Genomic DNA, 15,297 nt, shown 5'->3' with positions numbered 1-15,297 from the left:
GACTGTTGCAGGAGCGCCCGTGGTCCGCTTTGCATACACGCCACCCCGAGGAGTGGTCTCCGGATGAAGCGATGGGGGGATCTGTCACAAGAAACGGCTGATCACCTTTCTGCCGGATCCGTGCTCGATCACGCTGAAATGGCGGTGGTCGTCACTGACCGTTTCAGCAATCTCCTCTATTGGAACCCTTTCGCCGAAAAGCTCTTCGGCCGTCCGGGTAAGTCGCCTACGCGAGACACGTCCCTCCTGTCCCTCGGGGTCATGGAGAAGGACCATCCGCTGGCGGTCGAGCTGGCCAAGCACGTGCTCAAGGGCGGTGTGTGGGAAGGCACGTTCGACGTCAGACGCGGCGACGGCACCATCGTCTACGTACGCGCGCAGGCCGTGCCGCTGCGCCACCAGTCGGGCTCGGTGACGGGCATCGTCATCATGGCCCGCGAGGCGCTGCGCAGCAACGAGCGCGAGAAGGACCGCTTCGGCCTGCTGGAGCGCATCGGCGAGCGGCTGGCCGGCTCCCTCTACGTGGAGGAGACCCTCAAGCGCGTCGCCGAGATGCTGGTCCCGCAGTTCGCCGACCACTGCTTCATCGAGCTCCTGGAGGGCGACAGGCTCGTCCGCCGGGTTTCTCAGCACGTACAGGGGTGGACGCCGCCGTCGGGAACATGGAAGCCGGTGGGTGCCGAGATCCGCTACCCCACCGGCCACTACGCGGACACGGCGCTGCGCCGCCAGGAGACCATCCTGGTGGAAGACTTCGCCGCCAGCAGCTTCCCCGTCCCGCACGAAGGCAGCGCCCGGCTGTGCGGCGAGATCGGCATGACGTCGGCCATCGTGGCCCCGCTGCTGGTGCGGGGGGAGACGCTCGGGCTGATGTACCTCGGCCTGTCCAACCTCACCGACCGGCGCAGCCCCCACTACGACGCCTTCGACCGTGACTTCGTGGGCGCGATCGCGACCAGGGTCGCGCTGGCGATCGACAACGCGCTGCTGTTCGAGGAGGAGCGTCACACGGCGGAGTCCTTCCAGAAGCACCTGCTGCCCAGGGCGCTGCCCCAGCTCGACGGCCTGCAGATCGCGGTGCGCTACTACCCGGCCGCCCCGCTGGCCTCCCACGGACAGGGCATCCAGACCCAGGTGGGCGGCGACTGGTACGACGTGATCCCGCTGTCGGCCGGCCGCGTCGGCATCGTGATCGGCGACGTCGAGGGCAGGGGCGCCAAGGCCGCCGCGATCATGGGCCAGCTCAGGGCGGCGCTGCGGGCGTTCGCGCAGGACGACAAGTCGCCGGCCGACATCCTGGCCAGGCTCGACGAGTGGACCCGCATCATCGCCACGCCCGAGCAGGACGACAACGGCGCCGAGGTCAGCATCCCGCCCATCGTGACCTGCCAATACCTGGTCTACGACGCCTGGTCGCGCACGCTGTCCTTCGCCAACGCGGGCCACGCCCCGCCGCTGCTGCTGGTCGACGGCCAGTGCGTGGAGCTCGACATCGAGGAGGTCGGCCAGCCGCTCGGCGTACGCGCCAAGGGCCTGCACGCCGACCTGGTCTACAAGGAGGAGACGCGCACCCTGCCGCCGGGAGCCGCGTTGCTCCTCTACACCGACGGCCTGGTCGATCGCCGGCCCGGCCGCGACGGGCGGCTGCCGAGCGAGGAGGAGACGCTCGGCGTCCTCTGCGAGAAGCTCTCCAAGATGTCCGACGCGGAGGTCGAGCGGATCGCCGACGCGGCCACGGTGGCGGTGCCCGGCGAGATCGACGACGACATGGCGATCCTCGTCGTCCGCTCCAGCGACGAGGACCTCGACGTCGAGGAGCGCACGTTCCCCGCCCAGCCGATCATGGTGGGGGAGGCGCGCAGGATGGCGGCCGAGGCGTTCTCCGGCTGGAACGTGCCGGAGGAGCGGGCCGAGCTGGCCTGTCTGCTCGTCTCCGAGGTCGTGACCAACGTGGTGCTGCACGCCTCCACCGCCAACGTGCCCCGCAGGGAGCTGGTCGTGGAGGGGCCGCCGCTGCCGTTCGAGGAGTCCTGGGACATGCCCGGCTTCGAGGACGAGGTGATCGGCGACAAGGAGTTCACGCTGCGGCTGCGCAGGGGCGAGGAAGCGGTCTGGGTCGAGGTGTTCGACCAGGACCTGCGCCTGCCCCGCATCCGCAGCGCGGGGGAGAACGACGAGGGCGGCCGCGGCCTCTATCTCGTCGACCAGCTCGCCAGGCGGTGGGGCTCGCGACCCACCAGGGAAGGCAAAGCCGTCTGGTTCGAGATTCCCACGCGTGGCAGGTGAATGATTCACTGGCGCAATGGAGCTGGCCTTCGAGCGACGGGGCACCGGCGCGCCTCTGATCCTGATCCACGGCATCGGCCATCACTGGCAGGCCTGGCGGCCGGTGATGGACCGGCTGGCGGTCACCCGTACGGTGATCGCCGTCGATCTGCCCGGGTTCGGGGTGTCGCCCGGGCTGCCGCCACGCACCCCGTACACCGCCGAGTCGCTGGCTGACGCGGTCGAGTCGTTCTGCGCGCTGCTCGGCGTCCGTGAGCCGGACGTGGCGGGAAACTCGCTGGGCGGCTACATCGCGCTGGAGCTGGCCTCGCGCGGCGTGGTGCGGACGGCCACCGCGCTGTCGCCCACAGGCTTCTGGTCGCGCTCCGAGCTGCTCTACTGCCGGCTGGCGCTGCGCGCCCTGCGGGGCTCGGCCAGGGCGATGTCGCCGGAGCAGGCCGTCATGGCGGCCGAGAGCCCGTTCCTGCGCGCCCTGTCGGCCGGGCTGCTGGTCGCGCACCCGTCCAGGCTGGAGCCCGCCGCGCTGGTCGCGGCCGGCCAGGCGCTGGGCGCGGCGAGCGGCTTCGACGAGACGCTGGAGTCGTTCGCCGGGCTGATGCCGCCCGCGCCGCCCAAGTCGCCCATCACGATCGCGTGGGGCGAGCACGACCGGCTCCTGCTGCGCCGCCAGGCGGTACGCGCGGCCCGGTGGTCGGGCCAGCGGGTCAAGCTGCTGAAAGGCTGCGGACATGTGCCGATGAGCGATGATCCGGAGCTTGTGGCGCGCGTCATCCTGGAAACTGACCCTATTGGGCGATAGGTAGGTCTTCGCCAATGCGATGAGGTAGATTCCCCATTTGAGTGCCCGCGTGGGAGGGCGCTGAATATTCCGATGGGGTCCGTATGGCGGAGTTCATAACGGATGACTCCTGGTATGCGTTACTGCAGGAATGTCTCCACAAAAACCATCCCCCGGGGACGTACGAGCTGCCCGTCATTCTGCTGCTCGGTCTGCCGGGGACGGGAAAGTCCAGCACGCTCGCCCAGATCGCGGGCAGCATCGGCAAGCCGCGCTCTCCCGTCGTCAGCCTGGCGCTCCACCCGGAGCCCCACGTGTCCGTCACGGACGTCGTCCAGCGGCTCGCCTACAACCTGGAGAAGCTCAACGGGGTCAAGATGCCCCGTACGGTCTTCACCCTCGTGGTCCTCGGCCTCAATGCGGAACTCGACGACGCGAAGCTGGAAAAGCAGTTGGAGGAGCAGTTACACGGCAAACCTCGCATAACTCGCGAGGATCTTGAGCCGTGGAAGGATTTGGCCTCGCTGCTGCCTGACTTTGGCATTTACCTGAAAATCCTGATAAGCCTCGCCGAGTTCTTCGGGCGTCACTACGACGCCGTCGGCCGCGTCCATGGGACGGCCAGGTCGTGGCTCGCCGGACGCGTTCGCGGAAATATCCTCGACCTCGCGCGAGATCATCACAAACGCGGCGCGGATCGGGTGGAGTTCGCGCAGGGGATCCTCCTCGAAGCCTTCCTGGAGGACCTCGCGCAAGGCTGGGCGAAGCGCCGCTATCCCCGCAACCTGCTCCTGACGCTGGACGACGCCGAGACCCCGGTGGGCGGCGCGTTCCTGCACGCCCTCGTCGCCGCCAGGACCCGGCGCGCGCAGGACTCCGCGGTCATGGATCCGCTGGTCGTCGTGGCCGCGTCGAAGACCTGGCCGAAGGGCGTGACGGGGTGGACGCGGCCGGGCACGCCGGGGACCGGTAGGCCGCCGTTGCTCGCCGAGTCCTCCTACGACGGCTGGCTGGCGCGGCGCGGGCAGGGCGAGCAGGCCTGGTGGTACCCGGTGCTGCTGCCGCCGCTGCCGGACGGCCGGGCCGGGGCGCCGTACGCGAGCGCGATCCACGACCTGACCGGCGGCTATCTGCACGCCACCCGCGAGCTGACCGAGCTGCTCAGGAGCGCCGGCGACGACCACAAGTTCCGGGGCATCCTGCACAGCGACCACACCCTGCACCGGCTGCTGCCCGACCACCTGCCCCAGCGCGACCGCCTGGTGGCGTGGTCGGCGGTCAGGAATGTGGACGACGCCGAGAACACCGCGTTCGAGGGGACCGGCAGCGCCTCGCATCTGCGCCAGGACCTGGCCGACCAGCTCTGGCTCACCACGCAGAGCGAGGAGGCGAACCGCAGCGGCGAGCGGACGGCATCGGGCGGCGCGGAGATCACCGTCCTGCATCCCTGGCTCAGACGGCTGCTCCTGCATCGCCTGTCCGTGAAGGAGACGCACTGGAACCAGGTGCACGAGGCGATGGAGCGCTTCTACGGCAATCACGACGGCGCGGCCATGTATCACAAGCTCGCCCGGGTGACGGCCGGGGACGACCCGGAGCTGGGGGCGGTGGTGGCGTTCCTGAGCGAGAGGTTCGGCCCGCTCGACGCCTACGGCCGGCGCGGCAGCCGCCTCCAGGAGTGGATCCACCTCTACGAACAGGTGTCCTCCGCCCCCAACCGGCTGCCGCTCGACGTGGACGTGGAGCAGCTCTACGACTCGCTGGCGGTGGACCCGGCGCAGACGGAGCGGCGCGAACGGACCTCGGTGATCAGGGAGCTGGTCGTGGCCCGCTGGTTCTGGCTCGACCCCCTGCTCGACCCCTCCGGGCGGCGTACGGACGACATCGCGCGCGAGTTCCGGCAACTCGCCGGGTTCACCAAGACCGGCCGGGCGATCCTCACACGGGAGGCCGAGAGGTATGAGCAACGTCCCAGGCGTTAGCCGCCAGATCCCGGCCGCGCCCGCCTACCGCAGACGCCGTCTCCTCTGGCGGATCGGCGTGATCTCCGCCGTCGCCGCGCTGGTCGTCGCGGCCGGGCTCTACGTCATCCTCGGCAGGGAGCCCAGCCTCACCGACTCGGCCGGCGCCTTCGACGAGGGCCTGTCGGACATCATGGGCCGCATCCACACCGAGAACGAGAAGGTGGCGACCGAGCATCCGGACGAGTACAAGACGGTTCTGGTGCTCCTGCCGATGTCCGGCGACGTGAGCAGGACGGGCATGGGCCTGGAAACCGTCCGGCACGCTCTGCAGGGCTCGTACCTGGCGCAGCTGTGGCGTAACAGCGAGCGGTCGGCGCCGCCGTACATCCGGCTGCTGGTCGGGGACATCAGCCCGGACGCGTGGGCGGACACCGTCGAGGACGTGCGGGCCCGGGTCGAGAGCGAGCGCATCGTCGCCGCCACCGGGCTCGGCGCCAGCATCGACGCCACCAAGCGGGTCATCGATCAGCTCGGCAAGGACAAGTTCGCGATGGTGGCCGCCGTGCTGACCTCCGACGAGCTGCAGAAGTCCAACGCGCTCGTCCGGGTCGCGCCGCTCAACAGCGACCAGGCCGAGGCGTCCGTGCGGTTCGCGGCCAAGGCCATCCCGGCGCTCAAGCCGGTCATCGTCATGGACACCAACCCGGGCGACAGTTACAGCAAGACGCTGAGCGAGTCGTTCGACAAGACGCTCGCCGGGGTCGTCGGCCCCAAGGACCGCATCCAGCCGCTGACGTTCGACTCGTCGGTGAAGGCCGCGGGGACGATCATCGGGAACATCGCGGACACGGTGTGCACCTCCGAGGCCAACACGGTCTTCTACGCGGGCCGCGCCCATCACCTCCCGTCGCTGCTGCGCGGCCTCAGCCTGTCGCGCCGCTGCGCGGAGCGCGGGATCAACGTGATCGCCGGGGACGACACCAGCGAGAACAGCCGTCCCGTGCCCAACCCGATCTGGAACGACAGCAGCGGCAAGATCCGGCTGTACTACACCGCGCTCGCCCACTCGGCGAACATCTCCGACGGCACCAGCACCGTGCTGGCCGCCATCAAGACCAGGTTCGGCAACGGCGACGAGAAGGGGTACGTGCGGATGTTCGCAGGGGAGTCCCTGGACGACGGCCATGCGATCATGCATCACGACGCCCTGTACATCGCGATCAAGGCCATCGACAGGTACGCCAAGGAGAGCCTGGACACCCTGGGCCCGCCCGAGGTGGCGGCCATGTTGCGCAGCGGCACCATCTCCGTCCAGGGCGCCAGCGGGGACCTCGTGATCGACCGGGACGGCAATCCGCTCAGGCAGTCGATCCCCGTCCTGGAGCTCACCCCCTACGGCAGGACGATCTTCTCCACCTGGTCCTCTCCCGATCCCGCGGCGGATCCACGCCCGTGATCGAGGTTGGCCACCATGCGGCGGAGCACGCCGACGGTCGCCTGGTACTCCTCCTGGGTGACCCCCTCGGTCACCTGCCGCCTGAAGCCGCCGACCTGCTCGGCGATCTCCGCGTGCGCGGCCCGGCCGGCGTCGGTGAGCCGCCCGTCCGCCAGCCACCCCCTGGCGGCGAGCCGGGCCTCGGCCTCGTCGATCCCCTGGAACGGCAGAGGCCAGGTCTCATCGAGCGCGGCGGCGTTGAGCAGCTGCCACTCCCGGCGGCTGACGCCCTGGAGCGCCTGCTCCATGGAGCTCTCCAGCAGGTTGTCGAGGTGCTTGAGCCAGTACCCCATAGGTTTGTCCATGCATGTATATTAACAACTATATGTATGAAGACAATGAAATTGCCGCGGTCGAACGTGCCATGATCGCCATCCGGCGCCGGCAGCGCAGGCGTGTGCTGGCGAAGTCGCAGGGGGCGACAGGCCCGGAGTTCGAGGTGCTGGACGTGATCGAGGGCGCGAGCGAGCCGGTCGGTGTGTCCACGGTCGCCGAGGCGCTCAGCGTGGACCAGCCGAGGGCGAGCCGGCTGGTCGCGGCCGCCGTGGCGGCCGGTCTGGTCAGGCGGGAGGCCGATCAGGCGGACGGGCGCAAGGCGTGGCTGGTGCTGACGGAGGCGGGCGCGGCGGCCATGGAGCAGGCCCACCGCACGCGGCAGGCCGCGTTCGCGGCGGCGATGGCGGGGTGGTCGGCGTCGGAACGGGCGGAGTTCGCCCGGCTGCTCACCCGCTTCGTCGAGGCAGGTCCATCCGGGGTCAGCGAAGAGTCTGACCCCAGATGAGCAGCATGACGATGATGAACACCAGCATCACGCCGGCGTAGCCGACAGGACCCAGGCGGATCGCCCGGCGCACTTTGTTGAGGCCCCAGGCGAACAGCAACGCCAGGAAAACCAGGAGGATCAGGCCGGGGTCCATGTTGTCCAGTATGCGGCTTCATCCGGCCGGCCGCGCGGGATGGCTCAGAAGCCGAATGACCGGCCGATGATCTCCTTCATGATCTCGGTGGTGCCGCCGTAGATCGTCTGGACCCGGCTGTCGATCCAGGCCTTGGCGACCGGATATTCCATCATGTAGCCGTATCCGCCGTGGAGCTGGAGGCAGCGGTCGATGACCTTGTTCTGCAGCTCGGTGGTCCACCACTTGGCCTTGGCCGCGTCCACCACGGTGAGCCCGCCCGCGTTGAGCGCGAGGATGCACTTGTCGACGTAGTGGCGGGCGATCTCGGTCTCGGTCGCCAGCTCCGCGAGGACGAACCGGGTGTTCTGGAACGAGCCGATGCTGCGTCCGAAGGCCTGGCGGGTCTTGCAGTACTCGATGGTCTGCTCCAGCACGGCCTCCGCGGCGGCCACCGCCGCCACGGCGATCGACAGGCGCTCCTGGGGCAGGTTGTTCATGAGCTGGACGAAGCCCTCGCCGTCGTTCGGGCCGAGGCGGTTGGCGACGGGCACGCGGACGTTCTCGAAGAACAGCTCGGCGGTGTCCTGGGCCTTCATGCCGATCTTGGCCAGGTTGCGCCCGCGGCCGAACCCCTCCATGCCGCGCTCCACGACGAGCAGCGTCGTCCCCCTGGCGCCCGCCTCGGGGTCGGTCTTGGCCACCACGACGACGAGGTCGGCGTTGATCCCGTTGGTGATGAACGTCTTCTGCCCGTTGACCAGGTAGTGGTCGCCCGCGCGGAGCGCCGTGGTCCTGATCCCCTGCAGGTCGCTGCCCGCTCCCGGCTCGCTCATCGCGATGGCCGTGATCAGCTCGCCGCTGACGAATCCGGGCAGCCAGCGCTGCTTCTGCTCGTCGTCGGTCAGATCGACGACGTACGGGGCCATGACGTCGTTGTGCAGCGAGAAGCCGAGGCCGGAGGCGCCGCCCCTGATGATCTCCTCGACGATCACGGCGTTGTAGCGGAAGTCCTTGATGCCCGCGCCGCCGTACTCCTCCGGGACCGCGAAGCCGAACATGCCCAGCTCGCCGGCCTTCTTCCAGACCTCGCGCGGGACGATGCCGTCCTTCTCCCACTGCTCGTGGTGCGGGACGACCTCGCGAGCCATGAACTCGCGCACGGTCTCCCGGAAGAGCAGGTGCTCCTCCTCGAAGAGGTCTCGCTGCATCAGTCGCCTCCAGTGACAGAATGCAATTCTGTTACCGCCAGGTATACCCGCTTTTCTCTGGGCGGAGGAGCGGCTGGACACGGGTTCATCACAAGTGCCGAGAGTTGCCGCGTTCGGCATGTGTTGCGAGTGTTTTCAACCCTAAGATCTACCCTCGGCATATTTGTGGTGATCGGAGTCTCCCGTGAGTCGGTGGCGCAAGGCGGCGATCGCCGCAACGGTGGGCCTGGCTGCGTCCGCCGCGTTCATCGTGACCTCCTCGATCCCTGGTCAGGCCGAGTCCTCGCTGGTGATCAATTATCGGTGTACGGGCGGGATCGCGGGCTCGGGCGTGGATCTGGAAGCACGCATGACTCCGGAGATCAGCTCCGGCACTCTGAACGTGCGCTGGGACATGAAGTACAAGGGCCTGCCGAGGTTCGGCTCGCCCGGCTTCTTCCCGGCGGGCTCCCGGCTGAGCCTGGAGGGCGCGGTGGACATCACCGGCGCCTGGTTCGGCCAGCTCAAGCCCACCGGCGGCAAGGACCAGGGCGAGCTGCTGCCGGGCAACTACCTGGAGCTCCCCGAGGGGCTGTCGCACGGCGCGACCATCACGGAGACGGGAACCATCCGGCTCAAGCCGACCACGCTGGCCGTCAGGTTCACCCCCGCCGAGGGCGAGGTGATGGTGAACAACAACCGGAAGGTCACCTACAGCCCGCCCTGGGACCACGACTACACCGCGCCGGAGTACGACGACTTCCTCAACGACGTGCAGAAGACCAGCACGCAGGGGGCCGTGGCCAAGCTGGAGTTCATCGGCACCAAGGTCGCCTACATCGGCAGGCGTGAGAAGGACCTCGGGCCGATCAGGGTGGTCCTCGACGGGCAGATCGTCACCGACCCGCTGGTCCAGCCGGGCCTGGACCGCAGCGGCAACGCCATGACGGGCACCGAGACCCAGCAGGTCCTGTGGGAGTCCCCCGAGCTCGACTACGAGCCGCACACCGTCGAGATCGTCAACGTCGAGGCCAAGGGCGCCTACCTGGACGCGTTCAAGGTGACCACGGGTGACATCCCCCAGCCGCCGATCCACGACCAGGCCACCTGCGCGCTCCAGGGCGACCCTGGAGCCATCGACATCACCGTCCCCGGCACCACCACGACGCCGACGGACGACCCGACGGACGACCCCACCGATGACCCGACGGACGACCCCACGGACGATCCGACCGACGACCCGAGCACGAACACCACGCCGCCGCACGCCGTCACCACGACCGACATTCTGGGGCACGTGAGCGTGGTTCCCGCGGGCACCGGCACCACCACGTCCACGCCGAAGTCCACCGGGCCGACCGCGACGAAGTACTACAAGGCGCAGGTTCCCAAGACGCCCAAGGGCGGTGTGGACAGCGGCGAGGCGCCGGACGCCGGTGACCAGCCGTTCGGGCTGCTGGCAAGCGGGGCCGCGCTCGTGATGGGCAGCGCGGGCGGCGGGCTGCTGCTGCGCAGACGCAGGGCCGCGCACGCGGGAGGAGCGAACTGATGGCCGAGCAGAAGGTGACGATGCAGCGGGCGCTGCCGGGACTGCTGATCGCGGGCTCACTGGCCGGCGTCGGCATCGTCATGGTGAGCCTGCTCTCGCTGGCGCCCCCCGTGGACGACGGCTCGGGCCCGCTGGCGGCGGCGCAGGACCAGCCGACGAAGGTCGAGGTGCAGAACGCGGGCGCGTTCGTGCTCCCGGCCACCGTGGGCCCCGGCGGCAAGAACGTGCCGCTCACCCCGGCCCGCCTCGACGCGCCCCCGCCGCTGGCCGCCGCGCCGGTCGTGTCCGCGATCCCGCCGGCCAAGACCAAGAAGGCCAAGGCCCGGCCGACCCGGATCAAGATCCCCAAGATCAAGGTGAACTCCGTGATCGGCGGCGTCACCGTGGACATCAAGGGCAACCTGGGCACCCCGCCGCTGACCAAGCCGAAGCAGACGGGCTGGTACCGCTTCTCGCCGGTGCCCGGTGAGCTCGGCCCGGCGATCATCAACGGCCACGTGAGCACCCGCAAGGGTCCCGCCGTTTTCGACCGGCTCCACGAGCTGGCAAAGGGCGACCAGATCTACGTGTATCGGTCGGACGGGAAGGTCACCCGGTTCACGGTCAGTGGGATCGAACAAGCCAGCAAGAAGTCGTTCCCGACTTCCCGGGTTTACGGGAACACCACGAACTCTCAGCTCAGGCTCGTGACATGCGGTGGAGTCTTCAACAAGACGGCGCATAGTTACACGGACAACATCATCGTGTACGCAACGCTGTCGAAGAAGAAGGGCTGAAGCGGTAACGTGTGGCCGGTTTTGCGGTTTACGGGAAGTTGACAGGGACAGTTCGTATGATCTCTACCTAACCGTGACCAATGGCTGGAATTCTGGCACGACTGTTGACACTGCTTTGAAACGGAGATGGACCCGTGCTTATGTCCCAGGCGTGGCGCCGCCTCGCCCATAAGACGTCCGCTGCGGGGCTTGCAAGCACGCTTGTCGTCTTCGTCGGCGCGATTCTGGCGATGGCAGCCCCGGCCCAGGCCGCAGCCGTCGATCCGCTGAAACTTACATACAAGTGCACCGGCGGCTATCTGGCGGCCGACTCCGTGATCGTGACGGCCACTCCGCCCCAGACGGTGGCGCCGTCCGCGACGGCCACGATCGAGTGGACCTTCCCCGCGATGACCGCGACCAAGGCGATCACCGCTCAGACAGCGGTCACGACCGCCGGTGGCGATCTCACGGTCACGGGCGGGACGCCGGCGACGTTGAAGGGCGCCGGCAGCGGCACGGCCACCGCGGTCGCGGCGAACGCGACGTATACGCCGCCCAAGATGACCGCGTCGGTCAGCGTGACGGCGACCACCGGCGGCAACCTCGTCCTGACGCCGGTGACGACCGCCTCGACGACCCTGCTGACCATCACGGTCGGGACTGAGGCGACGACCTGCACCTACGTGTCGGCCGCGCCCACGAGCGTCTCCATCCCCGTGCAGACCGGTGGTGGCGGCGGGACCGGCGATGACGTGGTCGCTTACACCTGCGTCGCCGGCACCGCCGGTGCCGAGGACGCCGTCGACATCAAGGTCGTCATGACGCCCCCCACGAGCGCCACGACCAACGTCGACGCCTCCATCACCTGGACCGGGGCCATTCAGAGCACGGGCGACCCGCTGACGGCCCCCGTAGGGTTCCCGACCACCAGTCCCAAGATGTTCGTCACCGTGAAGTCCACCGGCGGCGGAACCCCCGCCACCGCGACCGGCGAAGGCACCCTGACCGGCGTCACGGCCGGGTCGGACATCCTGACGCTGCCCACGGTCACCGTGAAGATCAAGCCCACCACCGCCGGCACCGTGTCGCTGACCGCCGGGGACATCTCCTTCGGCACCTCCTCGACCTCGCCGTCGATCAAGTGCACGGCCCCGACGACCGGGCTCAAGGCGTACACCTTCACGGTCACCGCCGGCACCGCCAGCCCCACGGCCACGACGACGTCCTCCACCCCCAAGCCGACGAACACCAAGACGGCGACCGTCACCATCACCCCCACCAGCACCAAGAAGACGTCGCAGACCCCCAAGGCCGGGGCCGACACGGGCGCGGGTGGCGAGATGGGGCCGGACGGCCGGTTGTTCATCCTGACGGGCGGCGCCCTCATCGGGGCCGCGGCAGTCGGCGGCCTGGTCATCCGCCGCCGATCGATCAAGGGCTGATCAGGGGTGTCCGGACACTACCCGTACGGCGGACCCCCCGCAGCGCCGCCGCCTGAGAACAAGGGCGGCACGGCGCTCAGGACCGTGCTGATCGTGGCCGCCATGGCCGGCGTCGTGACGGTCGTGGCCGGGCTGCTGATCGTCCTGAACTCCCCCCAGGAGTACGGCCTGCCCAGCAACAGGGACCAGCTGGGCCTGCAGGCGCAGCCGGACGGGAAGGCGTCGGGACAGCCCGAGCAGGCGCTGTTCCAGGCCGCCCCCGACGTGCCGCCCCCGCTGCCGCAGATCACTCCCGCGCCCGCCATGCTGCCGTCCACGCCGGTGAAGATCATCATCAAGCGCCTGGGCATCAACGCGCCGATCAAGTCGGTGGGCCTGGCCAAGGACGGGACCATCGAGGTGCCGCCGGCCGACAACCCCAACCTGGCCGGGTGGTACCGGAACATGTCCACCCCGGGTGAGAAGGGCCCGGCCGTGCTGCTCGGGCACAAGGACACCAGGACGCGCAGCGCTGTGTTCAGTCGCCTTCCCGAGATCAAGAACGGCGACACCATCGAGATCAAGCGCCAGGACAAGACCACCGCCGTCTTCACGGTCGGCGGCGTGGAGCAGGCGAGCAAGAAGACGTTCCCGACCCAGCGGGTGTACGGGGATCAGGCGAACGCCCAGCTTCACCTCATCACCTGCGGCGGCGCCTATGACCGTACGATCGGGCACTACACCGACAACGTCATCGTCTACGCGACGATGACGAGCTCTTATCGAAGCTGAGCGCGGAGGCGGGCATGGGCTGGATGGCGAAGCGGAGACTGCGTACAGGCCCGACGGCGGCACTGCCCGCCAAACCGGATCCAGCCGAGCTGTTGCGCATCGTCCAGCTGGCGGACCCCAGCGCCAGGAGAGACTGCGACGACATCGTGGCGACGGACGTGCGGGTGTACGCCCCGGTCGAGGCCGAGGCCGATCTGACGGGTGGTGAGCTGGAGCAGGTCTGGGCGGTCAGGGTGGCCGCCGAGGGCCCGCTGCCGCTGGACTTCTTCGACCGCTACCTCGCCGAGGGCCTGGCCTTCCGGCTCAAGGGGCTCGCGGTGTGCCGGGGCGAGGTGATCGACCCGGCCGACGAGCAGGAGAGCGGTCCTGCGGTCATCCTGCCGGCCCGGCCCACGGCGGAGGAGCTGGCACCGCTCCTGGAGCCGCAGGAGGACGACGAGTTCACCTTCACCGCGGGCGACATCCGGGCCGCGCTGATCCCGCAGAAGGGCCAGCCGCCCGCCGTACAGGAGCTGCTGCCCTTCGCCACCGAGCTGACCGCGATCGAGCTGCGCGGCGACGAGCCCGTCAAGCTCGGCGCGCTGGCCCTGGAGCTGTCCGAGGCGCTCAACGGCCTGGTCGTGGACCGCTGGCGGTTCCGGGTGGACGCGGCGGAGGAGCTTGTGCCGCCTGCGTGAGGAGCCACAGAACGTCGTTCTGTTGTACTCTGCCTCTAGTAACCGAATAATGCTCGGTTTCCAGGAGGGCACTGTGGCAGAGGCGTACATCGTCGGGGCGGTCCGCACCCCGGTCGGCAAGAAGAAGGGCGGTCTTTCCACCGTCCACCCCACGGACCTGGCCGCTCACACGCTGAAGGCACTGATCGACCGGACCGGCGTCGACCCCGCGGCGGTCGAGGACGTGATCATGGGGTGCGTCATGCAGTTCGGCCCCCAGAGCATGGACATCGCGCGAAATGCCTGGCTGTCGGCCGGGCTGCCCGAGACCACCGCCGGTGTCACCATCGACCGGCAGTGCGGCTCCTCGCAGCAGTCGATCCACTTCGCCGCCCAGGGCGTCATGTCCGGCACCCAGGACCTCGTCGTGGCGGCCGGCGTGGAGTCGATGAGCGTGGTCCCCATGGGCTCCTCGATCACGGCCGCGCTGGAGAAGGGAATGCCGTTCCCGTTCGGCGAGAAGTGGGTCGAGCGCTACGGCAAGCAGGAGATCTCCCAGTTCCGCGGCGCGGAGCTCATGTGCGAGAAGTGGGGCTTCACGCGCGAGGAGCTGGAGCAGTACGCCTTCGAGTCCCACCAGCGGGCCGCCAAGGCCATCGCGAACGGCCACTTCAAGGACCAGATCGCGCCCATCAACGGCGTGGAGGACGACGAGGGGCCGCGCGCCGACACGACGCTGGAGAAGATGGCCGGGCTCAAGACGCTGAAGGAGGGCGGCAAGATCACCGCGGCCACCTCCTCGCAGATCTCCGACGGCTCCGGCGCGGTGCTGATCGCCTCCGAGCAGGCCGTCAGGGAGCACGGGCTCACCCCGCGTGCCCGCATCCACCAGCTCGCGCTCATGGGCGACGACCCGGTGTTCATGCTGACCGCGCCCATCCCCGCCACGCAGCGGGCGATGAAGAAGGCCGGCCTGTCGATGAGCGAGATCGACGCGATCGAGATCAACGAGGCGTTCGCGCCGGTGCCGCTGGCCTGGATGAAGGAGCTCGACGCCGACCCCGCGCGGGTCAACCCGAATGGCGGCGCGATCGCGCTCGGCCACCCGCTCGGCGGCACGGGAGCGATCCTGATGACCAAGCTGCTGCACGAGCTGGAGCGCACCGGCGGCCGCTACGGGCTGCAGACGATGTGCGAGGGCGGCGGCCAGGCCAACGTCACGATCATCGAGCGGCTCTGACCGCTACCGCGCGGGAGCCGAAAAGGTGCGAGCGCCGCCCCCTGGCGTAAGGCGGGGGCGGCGCTCGCTAACTACCATCCCGGGTAGTTGTCCTAGCGCCCCTTGGGCGGAATGCGCCTGGGCGGCGCGATCGGCCGCTGGGGCATCTTGGGCAGCTGCCTGGTCAAGGGCAGCTCGGGCAGGCTTCTGTTCTTGCCGGAACGGCGAACTCGCATAAGGATGCTTCCTTTACGTAACTCACGACGCGGCACGGATGTGGCCGGTCGGCATGG

The 15,297-nt window shown here is 69.1% G+C and carries 15 protein-coding genes and 1 pseudogene; 12 read left to right on the top strand and 4 right to left on the bottom strand.

The features are described from left to right. The first annotated feature begins 63 nt into the window (after window positions 1–63). From ABEA43_RS02745 to ABEA43_RS02730, 4 genes are all read left to right on the top strand, one after another. Window positions 64–2,286: an ATP-binding SpoIIE family protein phosphatase gene (locus ABEA43_RS02745; RefSeq protein WP_345558247.1), complete on the top strand. Its 2,223-nt coding sequence runs from the start codon at window positions 64–66 to the stop codon at window positions 2,284–2,286. A gap of 16 nt (window positions 2,287–2,302) precedes the next feature. Further along, window positions 2,303–3,085: an alpha/beta fold hydrolase gene (locus tag ABEA43_RS02740; protein ID WP_345558245.1), complete on the top strand. Its 783-nt coding sequence runs from the start codon at window positions 2,303–2,305 to the stop codon at window positions 3,083–3,085. Between the two features lie 83 nt (window positions 3,086–3,168). Next, window positions 3,169–5,046, top strand: coding sequence for an ATP-binding protein (locus ABEA43_RS02735; protein ID WP_345558243.1), 1,878 nt, complete (start codon window positions 3,169–3,171; stop codon window positions 5,044–5,046). Next, entirely contained in the window at window positions 5,024–6,484 is a 1,461-nt protein-coding gene (locus ABEA43_RS02730; RefSeq protein WP_345558241.1) for a type 1 periplasmic-binding domain-containing protein, read from the top strand. Before ABEA43_RS02735 ends, ABEA43_RS02730 begins: the two co-directional genes overlap by 23 nt. Here ABEA43_RS02730 and ABEA43_RS02725 read toward each other — a convergent pair. Then, window positions 6,421–6,828, bottom strand: coding sequence for a helix-turn-helix domain-containing protein (locus tag ABEA43_RS02725; protein ID WP_345558239.1), 408 nt, complete (start codon window positions 6,826–6,828; stop codon window positions 6,421–6,423). The genes ABEA43_RS02730 and ABEA43_RS02725 overlap by 64 nt on opposite strands. A 20-nt stretch (window positions 6,829–6,848) precedes the next feature. Between ABEA43_RS02725 and ABEA43_RS02720 the strand changes: the two genes are divergently transcribed. After that, window positions 6,849–7,304, top strand: a complete 456-nt coding sequence (locus tag ABEA43_RS02720; protein ID WP_345558238.1) for a MarR family winged helix-turn-helix transcriptional regulator — start codon at window positions 6,849–6,851, stop codon at window positions 7,302–7,304. On the opposite strand, the gene ABEA43_RS02715 is transcribed toward ABEA43_RS02720, so the two are convergent. Both ABEA43_RS02715 and ABEA43_RS02710 read right to left on the bottom strand, forming a co-directional pair. Continuing rightward, a complete protein-coding gene (locus ABEA43_RS02715) occupies window positions 7,279–7,440 on the bottom strand; it encodes a hypothetical protein (RefSeq protein WP_345558236.1) in 162 nt (53 codons plus the stop codon). The two genes, ABEA43_RS02720 and ABEA43_RS02715, sit on opposite strands and share 26 nt — an antisense overlap. A gap of 44 nt (window positions 7,441–7,484) precedes the next feature. Then, on the bottom strand, window positions 7,485–8,630 hold the full coding sequence (locus tag ABEA43_RS02710) for an acyl-CoA dehydrogenase family protein (RefSeq protein WP_345558234.1): 1,146 nt from the start codon (window positions 8,628–8,630) through the stop codon (window positions 7,485–7,487). Between the two features lie 184 nt (window positions 8,631–8,814). Between ABEA43_RS02710 and ABEA43_RS02705 the strand changes: the two genes are divergently transcribed. From ABEA43_RS02705 to ABEA43_RS02680, 7 genes and pseudogenes are all read left to right on the top strand, one after another. Next, window positions 8,815–10,158 (top strand): hypothetical protein, encoded by a 1,344-nt coding sequence (locus ABEA43_RS02705; RefSeq protein WP_345558232.1) that lies wholly within the window; start codon window positions 8,815–8,817, stop codon window positions 10,156–10,158. After that, entirely contained in the window at window positions 10,158–10,934 is a 777-nt protein-coding gene (locus ABEA43_RS02700) for a class F sortase (RefSeq protein ID WP_345558230.1), read from the top strand. Before ABEA43_RS02705 ends, ABEA43_RS02700 begins: the two co-directional genes overlap by 1 nt. Before the next feature lie 140 nt (window positions 10,935–11,074). Next, window positions 11,075–11,197, top strand: a pseudogene (locus tag ABEA43_RS68670) (DUF3693 domain-containing protein); the annotation flags it as partial. A gap of 57 nt (window positions 11,198–11,254) precedes the next feature. Continuing rightward, entirely contained in the window at window positions 11,255–12,358 is a 1,104-nt protein-coding gene (locus ABEA43_RS02695) for a hypothetical protein (protein WP_345558228.1), read from the top strand. A 6-nt stretch (window positions 12,359–12,364) separates the two neighbouring features. Continuing rightward, window positions 12,365–13,129, top strand: a complete 765-nt coding sequence (locus tag ABEA43_RS02690) for a class F sortase (RefSeq protein WP_345558226.1) — start codon at window positions 12,365–12,367, stop codon at window positions 13,127–13,129. Between the two features lie 23 nt (window positions 13,130–13,152). Then, window positions 13,153–13,806 carry a hypothetical protein gene (locus ABEA43_RS02685; protein WP_345558224.1) on the top strand — a complete coding sequence of 218 codons (654 nt, stop codon included), beginning with the start codon at window positions 13,153–13,155 and terminating at the stop codon, window positions 13,804–13,806. 73 nt (window positions 13,807–13,879) lie between these two features. Continuing rightward, entirely contained in the window at window positions 13,880–15,025 is a 1,146-nt protein-coding gene (locus ABEA43_RS02680; RefSeq protein WP_345558222.1) for an acetyl-CoA C-acetyltransferase, read from the top strand. A gap of 92 nt (window positions 15,026–15,117) precedes the next feature. On the opposite strand, the gene ABEA43_RS02675 is transcribed toward ABEA43_RS02680, so the two are convergent. Continuing rightward, the gene (locus ABEA43_RS02675) at window positions 15,118–15,240 is read right to left on the bottom strand and encodes a hypothetical protein (RefSeq protein ID WP_345558220.1); all 123 of its coding nucleotides are present in this window, start codon (window positions 15,238–15,240) and stop codon (window positions 15,118–15,120) included. Between the last annotated feature and the right edge of the window lie 57 nt (window positions 15,241–15,297).

It is taken from the genome of Nonomuraea rosea (assembly GCF_039539705.1).
In the GTDB taxonomy this organism is placed as follows: domain Bacteria; phylum Actinomycetota; class Actinomycetes; order Streptosporangiales; family Streptosporangiaceae; genus Nonomuraea; species Nonomuraea rosea.
The sequence above is the reverse complement of the archived record's forward strand: the minus strand, read 5'-3'. Positions and strand labels throughout refer to the sequence as shown.

Excerpts from the sequence above, each read along its gene's own strand:
- ABEA43_RS02745 (WP_345558247.1), top strand. The coding sequence starts at position 64 with ATGAAGCGATGGGGGGATCTGTCACAAGAAACGGCTGATCACCTTTCT.
- ABEA43_RS02740 (WP_345558245.1), top strand. The coding sequence starts at position 2,303 with ATGGAGCTGGCCTTCGAGCGACGGGGCACCGGCGCGCCTCTGATCCTG.
- ABEA43_RS02735 (WP_345558243.1), top strand. The coding sequence starts at position 3,169 with ATGGCGGAGTTCATAACGGATGACTCCTGGTATGCGTTACTGCAGGAA.
- ABEA43_RS02730 (WP_345558241.1), top strand. The coding sequence starts at position 5,024 with ATGAGCAACGTCCCAGGCGTTAGCCGCCAGATCCCGGCCGCGCCCGCC.
- ABEA43_RS02725 (WP_345558239.1), bottom strand. The coding sequence starts at position 6,828 with ATGGACAAACCTATGGGGTACTGGCTCAAGCACCTCGACAACCTGCTG.
- ABEA43_RS02720 (WP_345558238.1), top strand. The coding sequence starts at position 6,849 with ATGTATGAAGACAATGAAATTGCCGCGGTCGAACGTGCCATGATCGCC.
- ABEA43_RS02715 (WP_345558236.1), bottom strand. The coding sequence starts at position 7,440 with ATGGACCCCGGCCTGATCCTCCTGGTTTTCCTGGCGTTGCTGTTCGCC.
- ABEA43_RS02710 (WP_345558234.1), bottom strand. The coding sequence starts at position 8,630 with ATGCAGCGAGACCTCTTCGAGGAGGAGCACCTGCTCTTCCGGGAGACC.
- ABEA43_RS02700 (WP_345558230.1), top strand. The coding sequence starts at position 10,158 with ATGGCCGAGCAGAAGGTGACGATGCAGCGGGCGCTGCCGGGACTGCTG.
- ABEA43_RS02685 (WP_345558224.1), top strand. The coding sequence starts at position 13,153 with ATGGCGAAGCGGAGACTGCGTACAGGCCCGACGGCGGCACTGCCCGCC.
- ABEA43_RS02675 (WP_345558220.1), bottom strand. The coding sequence starts at position 15,240 with ATGCGAGTTCGCCGTTCCGGCAAGAACAGAAGCCTGCCCGAGCTGCCC.